This is a genomic window from Frankia sp. BMG5.23, assembly GCF_000685765.2.
In the GTDB taxonomy this organism is placed as follows: domain Bacteria; phylum Actinomycetota; class Actinomycetes; order Frankiales; family Frankiaceae; genus Frankia; species Frankia casuarinae.
This window is the reverse complement of sequence record NZ_JDWE01000010.1, coordinates 121,411-138,569: the sequence shown is the minus strand read 5'-3', so window position 1 is coordinate 138,569 and position 17,159 is coordinate 121,411. Positions and strand designations below refer to the sequence as shown.

Below are 17,159 nucleotides of genomic sequence, written 5' to 3'. Positions count from 1 at the left end.
CTCCAAGATCAGAGAGATGCAGACTGTTCCGACCTGTCCGACCCTGCCCTACGACACGCCGTTCGACCTCAGGAAAGTCCGGTCAACAGTTCCGTAACGATGATCTTGTCGTAGGGGGCGTGGTCCGCGTCGCCGATGGCGCCGTCGCCGGTGACCACCCGCACTCGGTCGTAGCTGGTCTCGGCCAGGGCGCGGCGGGCGTGGTCAGTTCGAGCTGACCGAGCATCATCGCCACCACGGTCGGCACGGAGATGCAACTGGCGGGCCGGTCTGCGCCGGGCTTGATGGTGATCGCCTTGTTGGCGTACGCCTCCTCGACCGAGGCCGCGGGAACGAACCGGTGCCGGGGAACGGCCCGAAACGCCTGCTCGATGCGCTCGGAGCGCAGGTGACCAGCGGTGCGGATGTTGCTGATCATCTGCTCGCGCAGGTCCTCGGGGCGGGTGCTGGTGGCGTTGGTCATCCGGTTCCTTCGTGTGTGTACTTGCGGATACGGGCGAGTGCGTTGGTCCGGCCGTGGGCGGGACGGTGAGCAGGCAGGCGTCCCATCCGGTGCCCGGCGGCAGATCGGTGAGCGCGATTCCGGCGTCGCCTTCCAGCATCCCCCTCACCTCCGATAGTTTTCGGGCCGCCTGGGCGCGGCGGTGACGCCAGCGGTGTTCCAACCGGGACAGGACCTCGGCGAATTCGCCGCCGGGTTCGGTGTCGGCGAGTATCCGGCGGGAGACGTGCACCAGCCCGGCCCAGCCGTGGCACAGCGAGTCGTCGCCGAGTTGGGCGAGTTGAGCCTCGTCGGTGAGACACGCGACGAGCGTGGCCTTGGCGTCGGCCACCCTGTTCGGGGTGTCCAGTGCCTGGGCGGTCAGGTGGCGGGCGCGGGCCAGGCCGGGGGCGCCGTAGCACCAGGACGGGCGTTGCGGACCCGGCTGGTCGGCGGCGGCGTTGACCCATTCGAGTCCGGTCAGCCCGTTGATCAGGTCGAACTCCCACAGCGCGGGCAGTTCGCCGCGGTCGATCCGCTCGTGCGCTGCCTCCAGGCGGGTGCAAGTGATCGCGGCGATGTGCTCGTCGAGGGTGTGCAGTGCGCCGGTGTAGACGGGCTGGCCGGCGGTGCGCAGCACGAATGCGACCGCCGGGGCGCCCCGGTACAGGCCGGCGCCCGTGTCCGCGGCCACGGGTTCGGCGGTCATGGCCTTGACCCATTGGTGGGCGGTGGCCCAGTCTCCGATCCCGGCGCGGGCATAGGCGATGTGCAGCAGCGCCAGCCCGGCGGCCCCGTCTGCCAGGGATTGACCCCCGCCGGGTGCGGGATGGTGCTCGGGCGGTGGCGTGTACGGGTCGGTGTAGGTCACCGGGCACCACTGCTACGGCGGGCTCGCCAGGTGAGCGCGGCTTGCCGGGCCAGGCGGCGGCAGGTGCGTTCGCTGTCCCGGTTGATGCCGACGGCCCGGTTGTGGTGCATGTGCAGCAGCGACTCCGGCACCACGTCGGTGTTCGCCTCCGGTGGCAGCGCCTTGTGGTAGCTGGCCAGCGCGTCGGCGCGGTTGTCCCACGCCGGCCCGATGTCGATGGTCCAGCCGGACAGCGACCACAGCCCGGCCGGGTCGGTGGCGAGCTGGGTCGCTCGCTCGGCCACCGCCCGGTCGAGGGCCGCAGCGGCAGCCGGGGCCGGCCGGGCGGCCAGCCAGTCCATCGCCTCGTTGGGATCGCCGAAGAACCCGCTGACGATGCCTACCATGTTCGCCACCACCAGCCCGAGGTCGACCTCGGTGGTGGGCTGGTGCCGCAGCAGGGCGGCCATGGTGGCGGAGTCGGCGGCGAAGACGTTCTCCGCGGCGTCCAGTGCCTCGCCATGCCCGTAGCGGCCGACTTCCGGGGAGTAGGTGTCGATCACCAGCCGCCCGGCCAGTCCTGCTTGGCGCATCCGCCGCGCCCACTCCCCGACCGCGTTCGAGTACTGCGCATAACAGTCGGGGGTAGTGCGCAGCCGCAGGCGCAGGTGGTCTGTCTCCTGTCGGCTGCGGTATCGCAGCCACCAGCACGCGGGTGTGTCGAGCGTGGCCAGCAGGCCGGGAAGCGCCTCGGCGACGATCTCGCCGATCCGTTCGGGATGGGTGAACAGCTTCGCCGAGAGCCAGGTGGCGTCCGGGGCGCCGGGCAGGTGCCCGTGTGTGTTCGTCACGACGGGTAGGAGGCCGTGCAGCGGGCCGGGTGCAGCGGGGCAGATGGTGACCGGGGGCAGCGCGATTTCGTGGGCGTGGCCGTCGATCCACCCGTAGTCGGCCGCCGGGGTGGCCGCGTACAGGATCGCCTGGCCGTGCCGTTTGAGGTGGGCGTGCAGGAGGGTGGCGTGGGCGGGCTCGTTGAGGGTGAGGCGCAGCGTGCGGTCCGCGTCGCGGAGCTCGACCACGTCAGGGCAGTCCCAGCGCAGTCCCAGCGCAGTCCCAGCGGCGCCGCCACCGGTCGAGTACCTGCCTCCACTGGCCGGGACCGGCCTGGCCGGGTGGGAGGTCGTCGGGGGGCAAGCCGCCCCTGGGCCGGGGACAGGACGGTGCGCCGGTAGCGCACCCGTGGCAGGAACGGCAGCCGGACGCGCGGTCCCCAATCGAACTGGTACCAGGCGGCGGAGAACGCCCTGGCAGGTGTGCCAGGAACCGGGCCAGCGGCGGGGGCTGTTTGTCCCGTGCGAGCGCGTGGAACACCTGCGGCTCAACCACTTGACGACGCGAGATGCTGACCAGGTGCAGCCGGTCGCGGGTCGCGGTGATGGCCAGGTCGTCCATCGTGAGCAGGCTGTCGTCGCCGGGCTGGCGGTGTTCGCCCAGCGGGAGCACGTGGTCGAGGTAGGCCGGGACGCGGCAGACGTTCTCCGCGTGCGGGTACAGCGGCCCGAAGGACATCTGCACCCGCAGCGCCCCGGCGGTGGCGGCGGGCAGTGCCCGGTACGCCCGCGCCAGGCCGGACCCGGTGGCCGTCGGGGTGAACCGGCTGGTGAGGGTGCCGGCGGAGCGGGCGGGCGCGACGGTGAGCAGGAAGTCGCCCCGATCCAGTGCTTGGGTGGTGGCGGCGTGGATGCGGGCGGACAACTCTACGTGTGGCGGGATGTACCGGTCGTCAAACGTTTCGCCGGTCAGCTCGCCGATCACGTCGTCGGTCAGGATGATCTCGCGGGTGCCGTCGGCCATCGCCTGCCAGGTCAGCGCCAGCAGCCGCTCGTCGCGCTCGGAGATCCCCGGTGGCGGCGTGGGCAGCACGCTCCCGCGATACCCCACCGGATACCCACGCAGTCGCACCTGAACGGCTCCCGCTCCGGGCCTGCACCGCGCCGTGCCGTCACCAAACCGGGTCAGCTACTAAAACCTTTGGCTTCCTATTGAAATCTAGGCCGAAAATAGGATGTCATACTAAAATCTTCGATGACACCCGACAGCGGGGACGGGCTGTCGTACCTCGTGTCGTGTATCAGGCGTCGTGTACCAGACCGGGTAGCGCCATCGGGTAGGTCGTCGAGACGTTCCGCCCAGTTCCTTCGTGTACCCACAGTGACCGAGGGCGAGTGACTCCATAAGAGCTTACGAAGCAGAACGTCATTATCTCGCCCGTTTTGGCGGTGTACTGACCGGTTGATGGCGCCAATGCGGCTCTCGATAAGCTCGGGTCACGGCCAGGCGATAACACGGTGCGTATCGATCGGGCGGGTACGTCGCCCACCGGGATATGCCGCTGCTGGCCTACCCGGGAGCGGATGGTAATGTCCGCCTTGTCCTAGTCCGCTGTTCTGGCAAGCAGCGGGTCCAACTGACCAAGGCACATCGCGGTTCTCGGTGCTGGCGCGTTCCGGGAAGGTAGGCGATCGTGCTGGGGGGTGGCGCGGTCTGAGCATGACAGGTGGAGCAAACCGTGACATGCCCTGCCGGGGACACGCCCTCGGTTGATTTTGTATCCGCTGCGCCCGTGGTCGAGCTGGACCGGCCATACAGCCAGCAGCGCTGGTCGCTGATGCTCCCGCACCGTGATCGGCTCATCCACATAGCCCGTAGGCGGTTGCCGAGCAAGGCCGACGCGGAGGACTGCGTACACGAGGCATTCATCCGCGCCGCCGGATTTCGGGATCTCGACGCGAGCCGGGTCGGGCAGTTTCTGACGACGACGGTGCTACGTCTCTGCGTTGATCACCATAGAGCTCGTCAGCGTGCGGAGCGGGCGGTCGTGCGCGGCTATCTGCAGCCGTGGGAGCCGGCCCCGGACGACGCCGTCTGTGACCGTGCGGAAGCCCGCTGGCTGCTGGCCCGGGCCGGGGGACTGCAGGGCCGGGAGCGTGAGGTGATCATGGCTCGGGCGGCCGGGAAGAGTACCCGGGAGGCGGCCGCGGATCTGGAGATCAGTCTCAAGGCGGCCGAGGGAGCGTTCACCCGCGGACGTGCCCGTCTTATTTCCTTCTCTCGGAACTGATGCTCCGCAGCCGCAGGCCCCGCGGGGTCGGGTGGAAACCGGCGCGCTCCAGGGCGGCACCCAGGGTGCTGCCGACGATCGTCTGGCCGTCCGCCTTCTCCACCGTGAGCCTGCCGAGCAGGCCGTCCCGCACGGCGCGGGCCAACGCCTCCACCGCCGGGGCCATCCGATGGTCGTCCTCGGTCCATGACAGCAGGGAACGGCCCCCGCGTTCCACGTAGAGGATGAGTTCCCCGTCGATGATGACGACCATCGCGCCCGCCTTGCGCCCCGGCCGGTGGCCGGCGGCGCCGTCCGCGTCATCCCCCGGTCGGGTCGGCCAGGGCAGCGCGGCACCGAACGGGTTGGCCGGATCGGCCGCGGCCAGGACGACGGCCTGCGCGGACGATGAGCTCGGTGGGCCGGCCGCCGGCTGCGCCCAGGCCGGGGCCGCCTCGGCGTCCCGCTGTGCCGCGGCGATGGAGCGCAGCCGATCGACCGCTCCCGGGACGGCGAACTGGGCCGCGCCCAGGGACTCGACGAAGTAGCCCCGGCGGGCGCGGCCGGCGTCCTCGAAGGCGCTGAGGACCCGGTAGACCCCGGCGAACCCGCCCGGGTGCCGCTCGCCGGTCACCGCGCCGCGGGTGACGATGCCGTGGCGCTCGAGCAGCGCCTCGGCCAGCGCGTGGGCGCGCCGGGTCGGGTCGGTGTCCCGCTCGGGCAGCAGCGACCAGCGGCCGGCGGCCGTCGGGGGGCCGGCCCGCCGCGGCATCGCCGGCCGTCCGTACCGTGCCGCCCGGGGACGGGGGGCACGGTACGGACGGCCGGCGGAACCCAGCAGGGCACGCAGCGGGGCGAGGGTGTCGTTGGTTACCCGCCCCGCCCAGACGAGATCCCAGAGCGCGGTAGCGAGCGCCGTGTCGTCGAGCGAGCCCATCCGGTCGGACAGCGCCCGGAAGAACAGGGCCGCCCCGCCGGTGAGCGCGTCGAGAATCGCGGTGTGCAGCGGACCCGAGGCGATCTCCGGGTCGGGCGGAGGCAGCAGCAGGGGCGCGGTGTCGGCGAGGACCAGGGTCAACCAGCCGTCGTCCCCGGGCAGCCCGCCGGCGCCAGCCCAGTGCACCTCGCCGGCGGAGCACAGCTCGTCGAGCATCGTCGGTGAGTAGTCGGCGACGCGGGCCGGGAGGACGAGCTGTTCCCATGCGCTCGCCGGGATCAGCGCGCCCTGCAGCTGCTCGACGGCGCGCAGCACACCGTCCACCCCCCGGCCACGTCCGCTGGTGACCGACTGCCAGGCCGGCAGGAAGGCACCGAGGGTCCGGGGCGGCACCGCCTCGACCTCCTTGCGCAGGGCGGCCAGGCTGCGTCGTCGCAGCGCCCGCAGCACGCCCGCGTCGCACCACTGCTCACCGCCGCGGTCGGGATGCAGCTCACCGCGGACGAGGCGGCCGCTGCGGACCAGCCCGTCCAGGACACCGGCGACCACCGCCGTGCCCAGCCCCAGCCGGGCGGCCGGTTCCTCGGTGTCGAACGGTCCGTGGGTACGGGCATAGCGGGAGATCAGGTCGCCGAGAGGGTCACGCACCGGTTCGGTGAAGGCGTCGGGAACTCCCACCGGCAGCGGTACGCCCAGGGCGTCGCGCAGCCGGCCGGCGTCCTCGATCGCGACCCACCGCTCCTCGCCGGCGATACGGACCCGCAGGGCCCGGCGGGTCTGTTCGAGCTCGGCGAGCCAGCCCGGGGTGGCACCCCGGGCGACCGCCTCCTCGGTCGTGAGGTCACCGAGCATTCGCAGCAGGTCGGCCACTCCCTCGACATCGCGGGCGTGGCGGTCCGGGGCGAGCCGCGTGAGCTGGGCGGCGACCTGCGCGAGCGCCGCTGGATCGATCAGCTCCCGCAGGTCCGCCTCGCCGAGGAGCTCGGCCAGCAGGGAGCTGTCCAGCGACAGCACCTGCGCCCGGCGTTCGGCCAACGGTACGTCCCCGTCGTACATGAAGGCGGCGACGTAGCCGAACAGCAGGGCGGAGGCGAACGGAGACGGGGACGGCGTCTCCACCTCCACCACCCGCAGCGTGCGGGCCGACACCTCGCGCATCAGCTCCGCGAGCGCCGGAACGTCGAACACGTCCTGCAGGCACTCTCGCATGGTCTCCAGCACGACGGGGAAGCTGGCGAACGTCGCGGCGACGGACAGCAGCGCTGCGCTGCGCTGGCGCTGCTGCCACAGCGGGGTCCGCCGCCCCGGGGTCCGGCGGGGCAGCAGCAGGGCCCGCCCGGCGCACTCGCGGAACCGGCTGGCGAACAGGGCGCTGCTCCCGATCTCCGCCCGTACGATCGCGTCGATCTCGTCCGGCTCGAACAGCGCGAGATCGGCGCCGGGCGGCTCGGCGGCATCCGGGATCCGGGCGACGATGCCGTCGTCGGTGTGCATGATCTGGACGTCGACCCCGTACCGCTCGCGCAGCCGGGCGCCCAGGGCGAGCGCCCAGGGCGCGTTCACCGGAGCACCGAACGGGGAGTGCACCGCCAGGCGCCAGTCGCCGATCTCGTCCCGGAAACGCTCCACGACGATCGTCCGATCGTCGTGGAGACGGCCGACGGCAGCCTTCTGCTCGTCGAGGTAGCGCAGCAGGTTGGCGGTGGCCCGATCGTCGAGGCCGGCGGCCCGGACGCGGTCGGCCGCCGCCTGCGCCGGCAACCTGGTGATCTCGCGCAGGAACGCGCCGAGCGCGCGGCCGAGTTCGGCGGGTCGGCCTGGGGCGTCGCCATGCCAGAAGGGGAGCCGGCCGGGCCGTCCCGGAGCCGGCGTCACCAGGACCCGGTCGGCGGTGATCTCCTCGATGCGCCAGCTGGATGAGCCGAGGAGCACCACGTCGCCGACCCGCGACTCGTAGACCATCTCCTCGTCGAGTTCCCCGACCCGGCTGGAGCGCTCCCCGACGAGGAAGACGCCGAACATGCCCCGGTCGGGAATGGTGCCTCCGCTGGTCACGGCGAGCCGCTGGGCGCCCGGGCGGGCGGTGAGGATCCCGGTGACGCGGTCCCAGGTGATGCGGGGGCGCAGCTCGGCGAACGTGTCGGAGGGGTAGCGGCCGGCGAGCATGTCCAGGACCGCCTCGAAGGCGGAGGTCGGCAGCGTCGCGAACGTCGCGGTGCGCCGGACCAGCGCGCCGAGCTCGTCAACGTGCCAGTCCTCCATCGCCGTCATTGCCACGATCTGCTGCGCCAGCACGTCGAGGGGGTTGCGCGGGTACCGCAGCCGCTCGATCGCCCCCGAGCGCATCCGCTCGGCGACCACGGCACATTCGAGCAGGTCGCTGCGATGCTTCGGGATGATGACGCCGCGACTGGCGGCGCCGACCTGGTGGCCCGCGCGGCCGGTGCGCTGCATCCCGGCGGCGATGCTCGGCGGGGACCCGATCTGCACGACCAGGTCGACGGCTCCCATGTCGATGCCGAGTTCCAGGCTGGAGGTCGCGACGACCGCGGGCAGCCGGCCAGCCTTGAGATCCTCCTCGATTCCGGCCCGTTGCTCGCGGCTCACGCTGCCGTGGTGGGCCCGCGCGATCTCCGGCCAGCCCGCCGTGCCGCCGCCTTGGCCCGAGGCGCCCATCAGCGCCGCGGGGGACGTCCGGCCGGCTTCCCCCGGCCCGTCCCCGGCCACGGATTCGTCCGCGGCGGTGGCCGCGGCGAGCCGCTCGGCGTACAGCTCGTTCAGCCGGGCGCAGAGTCGCTCCGCGAGCCGGCGCGAGTTGGCGAAGACGATGCTGGCGGAATGAGCCAACACGAGGTCGAGGACACGCTGCTCGACCGCCGGCCAGATCGACGCTCGGTGCGGGGCGGAGGCCGCCGAGCCGTCCGGGGACCCGTCGAGGAGCTGTCCGCCGAGCTGGGTCATGTCCTCGACCGGCACCACGACGTCGATCTGGAGGGTCTTGGCCGCGGGCGGGCGGACTACCGCCACCGGGGCCGTTCCGCCCAGGAATCGGGCGGCCTCCTCGACCGGCCGCACCGTGGCGGACAGGCCGATCCGCTGGGCCGGGGTGTCCAGCAGGGCGTCCAGACGCTCCAGGCTCAGCGCGAGGTGGGCGCCGCGCTTGGTGCCCGCCACCGCGTGGACCTCGTCGACGATCACTGTCCGGACGCCGCGCAGCGACTCCCGCGCGGCACTGGTGAGGATGAGGAAGAGCGACTCCGGGGTGGTGATCAGGACGTCGGGGGGCCGGGTGCCGAAACCGCGTCGTTCGGCGGCGGGGGTGTCGCCCGACCGCAGACCCACGGTCACGTCCGGCTGGGGCAGACCGAGCCGTTGCGCGGCGGAGCGTATCCCCGCGAGCGGTGCCCGCAGGTTCCGTTCGACGTCGACGGCCAGCGCCTTGAGTGGGCTGACGTACAGCACCCGGCAGCGCCGGGTGGGCTCGGCCGGCGGCGCCGAGCGGGCCAGGGTGTCCAGCGACCACAGGAAGGCGGCCAGTGTCTTCCCCGAACCCGTGGGTGCGACGACCAGCGCGTTGCCGCCGGTGCGAATCGCCTCCCACGCGCCCCGCTGGGCGGGGGTCGCGGCGGTGAAGGCCGCGCCGAACCAGCTCCGGGTCGGGGCGGAGAACGCCGTGAGCGGATCCGGCGGATCGGGGGAAGCGAAGCTGGGCACGTTGACCAGTCTGCGTCGAGGGACCGACAACCTTCCGCCGGTGTGGTTCATGACGGGCCCGCCGTGGGGCCCGGCCTCGACCCGGTCGTGCTTCCCGCGGTCGTGCTTCCCGCGGTCGTGCTTCCCGTGGCCGCGGTTCCGCCGGTGGGGACCCCCGGTGGGGATCCCCGACCAGGACCCCCTTGGGTGGTCCCGTCCCGTCCGGACGGTGCACACTGGCGAAGTGCGGTTGACCGAGTTCTGGGCGAAGATGAACACACGGTTCGGTTCCGCGTACGCGGAGTCGTTTGCGCGTGATCATGTGCTGCCCGGTCTCGGTGGCGCGACGGTCGAGGTGGCCCTGGCCCGTGGTGACGATGCCAAGACCGTCTGGCGGGCCGTGTGCGAGGAGTTCGATGTGCCGGCGCGGGAGCGCTGAGCCACCGTCCGGCGTGTCGTCGGGTCGTCGAACGCATGTTCGTCTAGAGTCGTCCTCGTGCGGCTACTTGTCCACAGATCATCCTCGACTCTCGAAACTGTCGGACCCACGGCCTAACGTCATCCTCGTGGCCAAGACTCGACGACCTCAGCATGGAGTAACTCCAATGGCAGGACTCGACCGTGAGAAGGCGTTGGATAACGCCTTGGCGCAGATCGACAAGCAGTTCGGCAAGGGATCGGTCATGCGGTTGGGGGACGACACCAGGCCGCCGGTCCAGGCCATCCCCACCGGTTCGATTGCTCTGGATGTCGCGCTCGGCATCGGCGGGCTGCCGCGGGGGCGCATCATTGAGATCTACGGCCCGGAGTCGTCCGGGAAGACGACCGTCGCCCTGCACGCGGTGGCGAACGCGCAGGCGGCTGGTGGTATCGCGGCGTTCATCGACGCCGAGCACGCGCTCGACCCCGAGTACGCGGGAAAGCTCGGCGTCGACACCGACGGTCTGCTGGTCTCCCAGCCTGATACCGGCGAGCAGGCGTTGGAGATCGCGGACATGCTCGTCCGGTCTGGCGCGCTGGACATCATCGTCATCGACTCGGTGGCCGCGCTGGTCCCGAGGGCCGAGATCGAGGGCGAGATGGGGGACAGTCACGTCGGCCTCCAGGCCCGCCTGATGTCCCAGGCCCTGCGCAAGATGACCGCGGCGCTGGCGAACTCCGGTACGACCGCGATCTTCATCAACCAGTTGCGCGAGAAGATCGGGGTGATGTTCGGCTCCCCGGAGACCACGACCGGTGGTAAGGCACTGAAGTTCTATGCGTCGGTGCGCCTCGATGTCCGTCGTATCGAAACTCTCAAGGACGGCACGGAGGCCGTGGGTAACCGGACCCGCGTCAAGGTGGTGAAGAACAAGGTGGCGCCGCCGTTTCGGACCGCCGAATTCGACATCGTCTACGGAGGCGGTATCAGTCGGGAGGGTTCCCTGATCGACATGGGTGTCGAGCACGGCATTATTCGTAAGTCCGGTGCCTGGTACACCTACGACGGCGATCAGCTCGGCCAGGGCAAGGAGAACGCCCGGTCTTTTCTGCGGGACAACCCCGATCTGGCCAACGAGATCGAAAAGAAGATCAAGGAGAAGCTCGGCATCCTGCCCAGTCTCGAATCCGATGCCGTGGCGCCCGTTCCGGTCGATCTGTAGCCGATGGCAGGAGCAGATCCGGGGAATGCCGCGGCCGGTCCGTCATTCGCCCGGACGGTGGTCGTGGTGGACGGGGGGCCGCGGCCGAAGGATCCGATCTCGGTCGCGCGGGAGATCTGTCTGCATCAGCTGGCGACCAGAGCGAGGAGCCGAGCGGAGCTTGCGGCGACCATGCGGCGACGGGGGGTCACCGATGAGATCGCCGCTGTGGTCCTCGACCGGTTGGCCGCCGTCGGTCTAATCGACGACGAGGCCTTCGCTGCCGCCTTCGTCTCCTCCGCTCGGGCCCGTCGTGGGCTGGGTAGGCAGGCCCTGGCCACAGAGCTGCGTAAGCGGGGAGTGGATCCGGACACCGTCGAGGCCGCCATGGCGCTGGTCGGAGCGGACGACGAGGAGGAGAGCGCCCGCGAGCTCGTCCTTCGTCGGCTGCGGTCGATGGACCGCCTGCCCGAGCAGGTTCGTACCCGAAGGCTCCTCGCCATGCTGACCCGAAAGGGCTATCCGGTCGAACTGGCGGTCCGGGTCGTGAGCGAGCAGGTCGCTCAGGGGCCCGACGGCGGAGGTCGGATGGGCTGGGTGGTCGATGGCGACGAAGACGACGGCTCGGTGTGAGTGGTGGGGAGATTGAGCCTGGGCCGTCAATGTGCCCTTATTTCTTGACCAGGGATTGTGCGAGACCTAGTCTTTCTTGAAAGGTGACAGGACTCCCGCGGCGACGCGGTCTTGATAGCTCGTCCAACTCACACGGAGGCAGCCGCTGCGCGTGGGTGCTCGAAGGCGGTATGCCCGCCGGCCGGTCGACGTTGGATTGGCCGGTTCGGGAGGCCGTCCGGGCTCCATATCGCAATGGCGTAATCCGCGTGCTGCCCCTCTACGGCTGTGATCGTGCCGAGACGAGGGTCCTTCGCCGCTCCAGCCCGCCTGTGCGGGTCCGACGGAAGCGGAGGGAGCAGCGATGGAGGGCGTCCTCGTCGTCCTGTTGTCACTCGTACTTGTTGTCCTGAGCGTTCTGATCCTCGCCGTGGCGCGGTTGGTCCGGGCGACCCGGGTCGACAAGGTACCCGACCCCGCTCCGGTGGTGCCCCGAACCCCGGCCGCCCGGGGCGTCGGGGACGTGACGGGTCCGGCGGACTTTGACGAGGAGCCGACGGTCCGGGTCCTGCCCGCCCCCTGGGAGGGTTCCGGTGCTCCGGCCACGACGGACGCCGACTCACCCGCCGATCGGGACGGCACCGCCGCGCGGACCGGGGATTCGGCCGTGACCGCCGGTCGCTCCGACGGCGGCCTCCGCGCGGCTCATGGTGGTAGCGCGGAGGAGGCGGCGCAGATTGTGGCCCGAGCCGAACGGGAGGCGGCGGAACGGTTGGCGCGGGCTGAGCGGGATGCCGCCGAGATCCGGCGGCGCGGCGAGGAGGATGTCGCCCTACTGCGCGAGCGGATGCTCGCCGAGGCGGCGGTCGAAACCTCGCGAGTCCAGGCCGCGGCGAGAGAGTCCGTCCGCGCCGAGCAGGAGGCCGCCCGGACCGAGATCGCCGCGACTCGGGCGGCGTTCGACGGTGAGCAGCAGGCCTGGCGGACGGAACTGCAGAGCCGGGAGGTTGCGATAGCCGCCCGGGAACAGCGCGTCGAGGACCGGATGGCCAGCCTCGACGATCATGGTCGCCGGCTGGCGGACCGCGACCGCGACCTGCTCGACCGGGAGAACGACCTGACCCGTCGGACGGCCGAGGTGGCCGACCTCGAACGTGCCCGTCATGCCGCGCTGGAGCAGGTGGCCGGGCTCACCGCCGGGCAGGCCAGGGGAGAGCTGATCGCCGTCATCGAGCAGGAGGCCCGGCGGGAGGCGGCGCTGACGGTCCGCGAGATCGAGGCCCGGGCCGAGGAGGAGGGTGAGGAACGCGCCCGCAGGATCGTGACCACCGCCATCCAACGGGTCGCGTCCGACCAGACCACCGAGTCCGTCGTGACGGTCCTGCATCTTCCCGGCGATGAGATGAAGGGCAGGATCATCGGGCGGGAGGGGCGCAACATTCGGGCTTTCGAGTCCGTCACCGGGGTCAACGTGCTCATCGACGACACGCCCGAGGCGGTGCTGCTGAGCTGCTTCGATCCGGTGCGTCGCGAGGTCGGTCGCATCACGCTGGCGGCTCTGGTGTCCGACGGCCGGATCCATCCGCACCGCATCGAGGAGGAGTACGCCCGCGCCCAGCTCGAGGTGGCCGAGCGGTGCGTGCGGGCGGGCGAGGACGCCCTGCTTGAGACCGGCATCTCCGAGATGCACCCCGAGCTGGTTAACCTGCTGGGCCAGTTGCGTTACCGAACCAGCTACGGCCAGAACGTGCTCGCGCACCTGATCGAAAGCGCCCACCTCGCCGGAATCATGGCCGCCGAGCTGCGCATGCCGCTTCCACTCGCGAAACGAGCGGCTCTGCTGCACGACCTCGGCAAGGCGCTCACCCACGAGATCGAGGGCTCTCACGCGTTGATCGGGGCGGATGTGGCCCGTCGCTACGGTGAGGACGAGCAGGTCGTGCACGCGATCGAGGCCCATCACAACGAGGTCGCACCCCGCTCGATCTGCGCGGTGCTGACCCAGGCCGCCGACCAGATCTCCGGTGGCCGGCCTGGCGCCCGCCGCGACAGCCTGGAGTCGTATGTGAAACGGCTCGAGCGCATCGAGCAGATCGCCGGTGACCGTCCGGGTGTCGACAAGGTGTTCGCCATGCAGGCCGGCCGGGAGGTGCGTGTCATGGTCGTGCCCGAGGAGATCGACGATCTCGCCGCCCATCTGCTCGCCCGGGACGTCGCCAGGCAGATCGAGGAGGAGCTCACCTATCCGGGTCAGATCCGGGTGACCGTCGTGCGCGAGACCCGTGCGGTGGGCACCGCCCGCTGAGCCGGAACGCGGCCGCCGAGGCGGCGGTCCTGGCTGCGGTCCAGCCATCGGGCCAGCAGCGACAGCAGCCCGTTGGTGACGATGTACATCACCGCCATGACGGTGTAAATGGGCAGGGCGTACCTGCTGCCCAGATACTCGACCGCCCCGCGCCCCGACCGCAGCAGCTCGCTGTAGGCGATGACGTAGCCCAGCGAGGTGTCCTTGAGCAACGTCACCAGCTGGCTCACCAGCGTCGGGCTCATCCGCCGGATCGCCTGGGGAAACTGGATGAGGCGGAAGATCTGGACCGGCCGCAGCCCGACCGCCGCCGCGGCCTCCGTCTGCCCCCGGTCGACCGACTGGATCCCGGCGCGGAAGATCTCGCTGAGCACCGCCCCGTTGTAGGCGGTCAGCCCGATGACCAGGGCCCAGAACGCCGAGAGCCGCCAGCCGAGCGCCGGCAGACCGAGGTAGGCGAACAGGATGAGCATCAGGACGGGCAGGCTGCGGAACAGCTCCACCAGCAGCGTGGCCGGGATGCGTACCGCCCGGCGCCGGGACAGCCGGGCCAGGGCAAGCAGGGTCCCCACCGCCGAGGCGAACAGCATCGCGGTCAGCGCGGCGCGCAGCGTGTCGAGCAGCCCGTTCCACAGCAGGGTGCGCAGCGCCGGCTGATCGACGAAGACACTCCAGCGCTTGCCGTCGAGCTGGCCAGAGTCGGCGAGGCGGAGCACCGCCAGCGTGACCAGCCCGACGAGGACAGCGGCGGCCACCACGCTCGCGATCAGGATGCGACGCCGACCACGCGGACCCGGTGGATCGGCCAGGATGATCTCGGTGCTCATTGCGCCCTCGCCACCCGTCGTTCGGCCAGGGACAGCCCGGCTGCCAGCACCACGGTGAGGATCAAGTATGCCACCACGCCGCCGAGCAGCACGGCGATCACCGCGTCCGGATTGGCGGTCGTGAGCCGTTGGACCATGCCGGTCAGCTCTTGGACGCCGAACGCCGCGGCGATCGAGGTGTTGCGGATCAGTGCGCTCACCACGCTGCCCAGCGGTTGCAGCACGTTGCGGAACGCCTGCGGAAGAATGATCATTCGTAGTGTCTGGGAGAAGGTCAGGCCCAGCGCACGAGCCGCTTCGGCCTGACCGAGGTCGACCCCATTGATCCCGGAACGCACCGCCTCGCAGACCAGCGCGGCGTGATAGATCGAGAGCGCGACCACCGCGAACGTGAAATACGAGAAGACGATGTCCAGCTGTGGCAGGACGAACACCACGAAGAAGAACACGACGGTCAGCGGGGTGTTGCGGACCGTCTGCACGTAGGCGGTGCCGGTCCAGCGCAGCGGGGGCACGGGGGAGACCCGCATCGCCGCGAGGACGGTACCGAGGATCAGCGCAGCCACGGACGCGAACAGGCTTAGCCCGACCGTCCGGCGGAAGCCCTCGGCGAAGATGTCGAGGTTGTCGATGACGGCGTCGATCGCTGTCCTCCCTCATGCGGTGGCGGGTGGACGACCGGTCGGCGCGGGTGAGGCCGACCGGTCGTGCCCCGAGCGATGATCGGCGGATGCCGTTCAGCCGGTGCCGGTCACCTGATATCGATCACCTGCTACCGGTCAACGGCCGCCGCTCAACGGCCCTCGACCCGCGGAGCGGATCAGGACGTGTACCGGTCGACGGCCGGGGGAGTGGGCACGGTCGGCTCCACCTTGCCGAGGGTCGAGGTGTACGCCTTCTCCCAGCGCCCGTCCTTGTAAGCGGCCTCGAGCGTGTCGTTGATGAAGTTCCGGAACGCGTCGTCACCCTTCTTGAGGCCGATGCCGTAGGGCTCCTTCGTGAAGGTGCCACCCACCACCTTGAAGGCGTCAGGGTCCTTGTCGACGAGACCCAGCAGGATGCCCTTGTCCGTGGTGACCGCGTCGACCTGACCGTTCTTCAACGCGTCGGCGCACTTGCTGTACACATCGAACAGCACGAGCTGGGCGGTGGGCGCCACCCGGCGGATGTTCTCGGCCGGCGTGGATCCGCTGACCGAGCACACCTTCTTGCCGGCAAGGGTGTCCTTGCCGGTGATGTCGGTGTTGTTCTTCGAGACCATGATGGACTGGCCGGAGACGTAGTACGGCCCCGCGAAGTCGACGACCTTCTTTCGTTTGTCGTTGATTGTGTAGGTGGCCACCACGAGGTCGACCCGGCCCTGCTGGATGAAGGGTTCACGGTTGGCCGACACTGTCTCCACGTAGGAGACCTTGTCGCGCGGGATGCCCAGGGCATCCGTGACGATCTTCGAGATCTCGACGTCGAAGCCCTCGGGCTGGCCGCTGAGGTTCTTCAGCCCGAACAGGTTCTGGTCGAACTTCGTCCCGATGATGATCTTTCCGGCGTCGTGCAGCCGGGCCATGGTGGTGCCGGCGGTGAAGGTCACCGAGGGGGTGGGTGTCGAGGTGTCATCGCCGCTGCTCCCACAGGCACTCAGTCCGAGGGCGGCGAGCAGCGTCGCGCCGGCGAGGAGCGCGCCGCCGCGCCTGCGGCGGCGTTCGCGTGACATCCCGCCGGAGCTCCCGTTGGGATGCCCGGCGGCGGGGCGTCGCGTCCGGCTGAACGGTGTACGCATGACCGATCCTCTCGCAGTGCTCCGGACCGCGGGTCCGGAGCAGGTGATCTGGCGTCGGGTGGTGTGTGTCCCCCTGAGGAACTGCGTCCCTCTGGTGGTGCGTGCCTGCTGGTGTGCCTCCGGGTGCCGGCGGCGCGGTGGGCGGTGGGCGTGACCGGGTCGGGTCGGTGGAGGTTCAGTGCTGCAGGACCCGGGCCAGGAAGTCCCGGGCGCGCTCGGTCCGCGGCGCGGCGAAGAAACTCTCCGGCGGGGCGATCTCGAGGATGCGACCGTCCGCCATGAAGGCCACCCGGTCCGCGGCGGAGCGCGCGAATCCCATTTCGTGGGTGACGACGATCATGGTCATGCCGCTGGTGGCCAGCGACCTCATCACGTCCAGCACCTCGGAGATCATCTCTGGGTCGAGCGCCGAGGTCGGTTCGTCGAAGAGCATGAGCACGGGATCCATCGCCAGCGCCCTGGCGATGGCGGCGCGCTGCTGCTGGCCGCCGGAGAGCTGGCGGGGCAACCGGTCCGCCTTGTCGGCGATCCCCACGCGTTCCAGTAGTTCCTGGGCCCGGGCGCGGGCCTGCAAGCGGTTGTGCCCCAGGACCTTGACCGGTCCCAGGGTGACGTTCTCGAGCACCGTCTTGTGCGCGAAGAGGTTGAACGATTGGAACACCATTCCAACCCGTGATCGCATCCGGGCGAGCTCACGGCTCTCCGTGGGCAGGGGACGGCCCTCGAAGAGGATCCGGCCCTCGTCGATCGTTTCCAACCGGTTGACGCAGCGGCACAGGGTCGACTTCCCCGACCCCGAGGGCCCGATGATGATGACGACCTCGCCCGCCTCGACGGACAGGTCGACGTCGGCCAGGACCCGGTTGTCGCCGAACGACTTCCCGACGCCTTCCAGAGTCACCAAAGGCATGTCGACCTCCCGACACAATGGCGGTGTGGTGTTGGGCCGAGCGTC

At 70.6% G+C, this 17,159-nt stretch carries 11 protein-coding genes and 3 pseudogenes; 5 read left to right on the top strand and 9 right to left on the bottom strand.

Translation table 11 applies throughout. The features are described from left to right. Positions 1-68 precede the first annotated feature (68 nt). From BMG523DRAFT_RS27275 to BMG523DRAFT_RS07410, 4 genes and pseudogenes are all read right to left on the bottom strand, one after another. Positions 69-418 (bottom strand): annotated as a pseudogene (locus tag BMG523DRAFT_RS27275) (protein-L-isoaspartate O-methyltransferase). A gap of 163 nt (positions 419-581) precedes the next feature. Next, positions 582-1,352 (bottom strand): annotated as a pseudogene (locus BMG523DRAFT_RS27270) (lanthionine synthetase LanC family protein); the annotation flags it as partial. Further along, the gene (locus BMG523DRAFT_RS07415; protein ID WP_051623793.1) at positions 1,349-2,410 is read right to left on the bottom strand and encodes a thiopeptide-type bacteriocin biosynthesis protein; all 1,062 of its coding nucleotides are present in this window, start codon (positions 2,408-2,410) and stop codon (positions 1,349-1,351) included. The gene BMG523DRAFT_RS07415 and the pseudogene BMG523DRAFT_RS27270, both read right to left, overlap by 4 nt. Before the next feature lie 155 nt (positions 2,411-2,565). Continuing rightward, positions 2,566-3,254, bottom strand: a pseudogene (locus BMG523DRAFT_RS07410) (lantibiotic dehydratase); the annotation flags it as partial. 700 nt (positions 3,255-3,954) lie between these two features. On the opposite strand from BMG523DRAFT_RS07410, the gene BMG523DRAFT_RS07405 reads away from it, so the two are divergent. Then, complete coding sequence (locus BMG523DRAFT_RS07405) at positions 3,955-4,452, top strand: RNA polymerase sigma factor (protein WP_232235020.1); 498 nt, start codon at positions 3,955-3,957, stop codon at positions 4,450-4,452. Here BMG523DRAFT_RS07405 and BMG523DRAFT_RS07400 read toward each other — a convergent pair. Continuing rightward, a complete protein-coding gene (locus BMG523DRAFT_RS07400) occupies positions 4,430-9,133 on the bottom strand; it encodes an ATP-dependent helicase (RefSeq protein ID WP_083494764.1) in 4,704 nt (1,567 codons plus the stop codon). The two genes, BMG523DRAFT_RS07405 and BMG523DRAFT_RS07400, sit on opposite strands and share 23 nt — an antisense overlap. 172 nt (positions 9,134-9,305) lie before the next feature. Here BMG523DRAFT_RS07400 and BMG523DRAFT_RS07395 point away from each other — a divergent pair, with 172 nt between their 5' ends. From BMG523DRAFT_RS07395 to rny, 4 genes are all read left to right on the top strand, one after another. Next, on the top strand, positions 9,306-9,500 hold the full coding sequence (locus tag BMG523DRAFT_RS07395) for a DUF3046 domain-containing protein (RefSeq protein ID WP_011437904.1): 195 nt from the start codon (positions 9,306-9,308) through the stop codon (positions 9,498-9,500). A gap of 166 nt (positions 9,501-9,666) precedes the next feature. Next, positions 9,667-10,704 carry a recombinase RecA gene (gene recA, locus BMG523DRAFT_RS07390; RefSeq protein ID WP_011437903.1) on the top strand — a complete coding sequence of 346 codons (1,038 nt, stop codon included), beginning with the start codon at positions 9,667-9,669 and terminating at the stop codon, positions 10,702-10,704. A 3-nt stretch (positions 10,705-10,707) separates the two neighbouring features. Beyond that, positions 10,708-11,316: a recombination regulator RecX gene (recX, locus tag BMG523DRAFT_RS07385; RefSeq protein WP_011437902.1), complete on the top strand. Its 609-nt coding sequence runs from the start codon at positions 10,708-10,710 to the stop codon at positions 11,314-11,316. 343 nt (positions 11,317-11,659) lie between these two features. Then, entirely contained in the window at positions 11,660-13,600 is a 1,941-nt protein-coding gene (gene rny / locus BMG523DRAFT_RS07380) for a ribonuclease Y (protein ID WP_011437901.1), read from the top strand. Here the strand turns inward: rny and BMG523DRAFT_RS07375 are convergent. The 4 genes from BMG523DRAFT_RS07375 to BMG523DRAFT_RS07360 form a co-directional block, all read right to left on the bottom strand. After that, complete coding sequence (locus BMG523DRAFT_RS07375) at positions 13,546-14,427, bottom strand: amino acid ABC transporter permease (protein ID WP_011437900.1); 882 nt, start codon at positions 14,425-14,427, stop codon at positions 13,546-13,548. The two genes, rny and BMG523DRAFT_RS07375, sit on opposite strands and share 55 nt — an antisense overlap. Then, positions 14,424-15,071, bottom strand: a complete 648-nt coding sequence (locus BMG523DRAFT_RS07370) for an amino acid ABC transporter permease (protein ID WP_049760978.1) — start codon at positions 15,069-15,071, stop codon at positions 14,424-14,426. Before BMG523DRAFT_RS07370 ends, BMG523DRAFT_RS07375 begins: the two co-directional genes overlap by 4 nt. Positions 15,072-15,247: 176 nt before the next feature. Then, on the bottom strand, positions 15,248-16,204 hold the full coding sequence (locus tag BMG523DRAFT_RS07365) for a glutamate ABC transporter substrate-binding protein (protein ID WP_082456635.1): 957 nt from the start codon (positions 16,202-16,204) through the stop codon (positions 15,248-15,250). A gap of 175 nt (positions 16,205-16,379) precedes the next feature. Next, positions 16,380-17,114: an amino acid ABC transporter ATP-binding protein gene (locus BMG523DRAFT_RS07360; protein ID WP_011437897.1), complete on the bottom strand. Its 735-nt coding sequence runs from the start codon at positions 17,112-17,114 to the stop codon at positions 16,380-16,382. Positions 17,115-17,159: the final 45 nt, after the last annotated feature.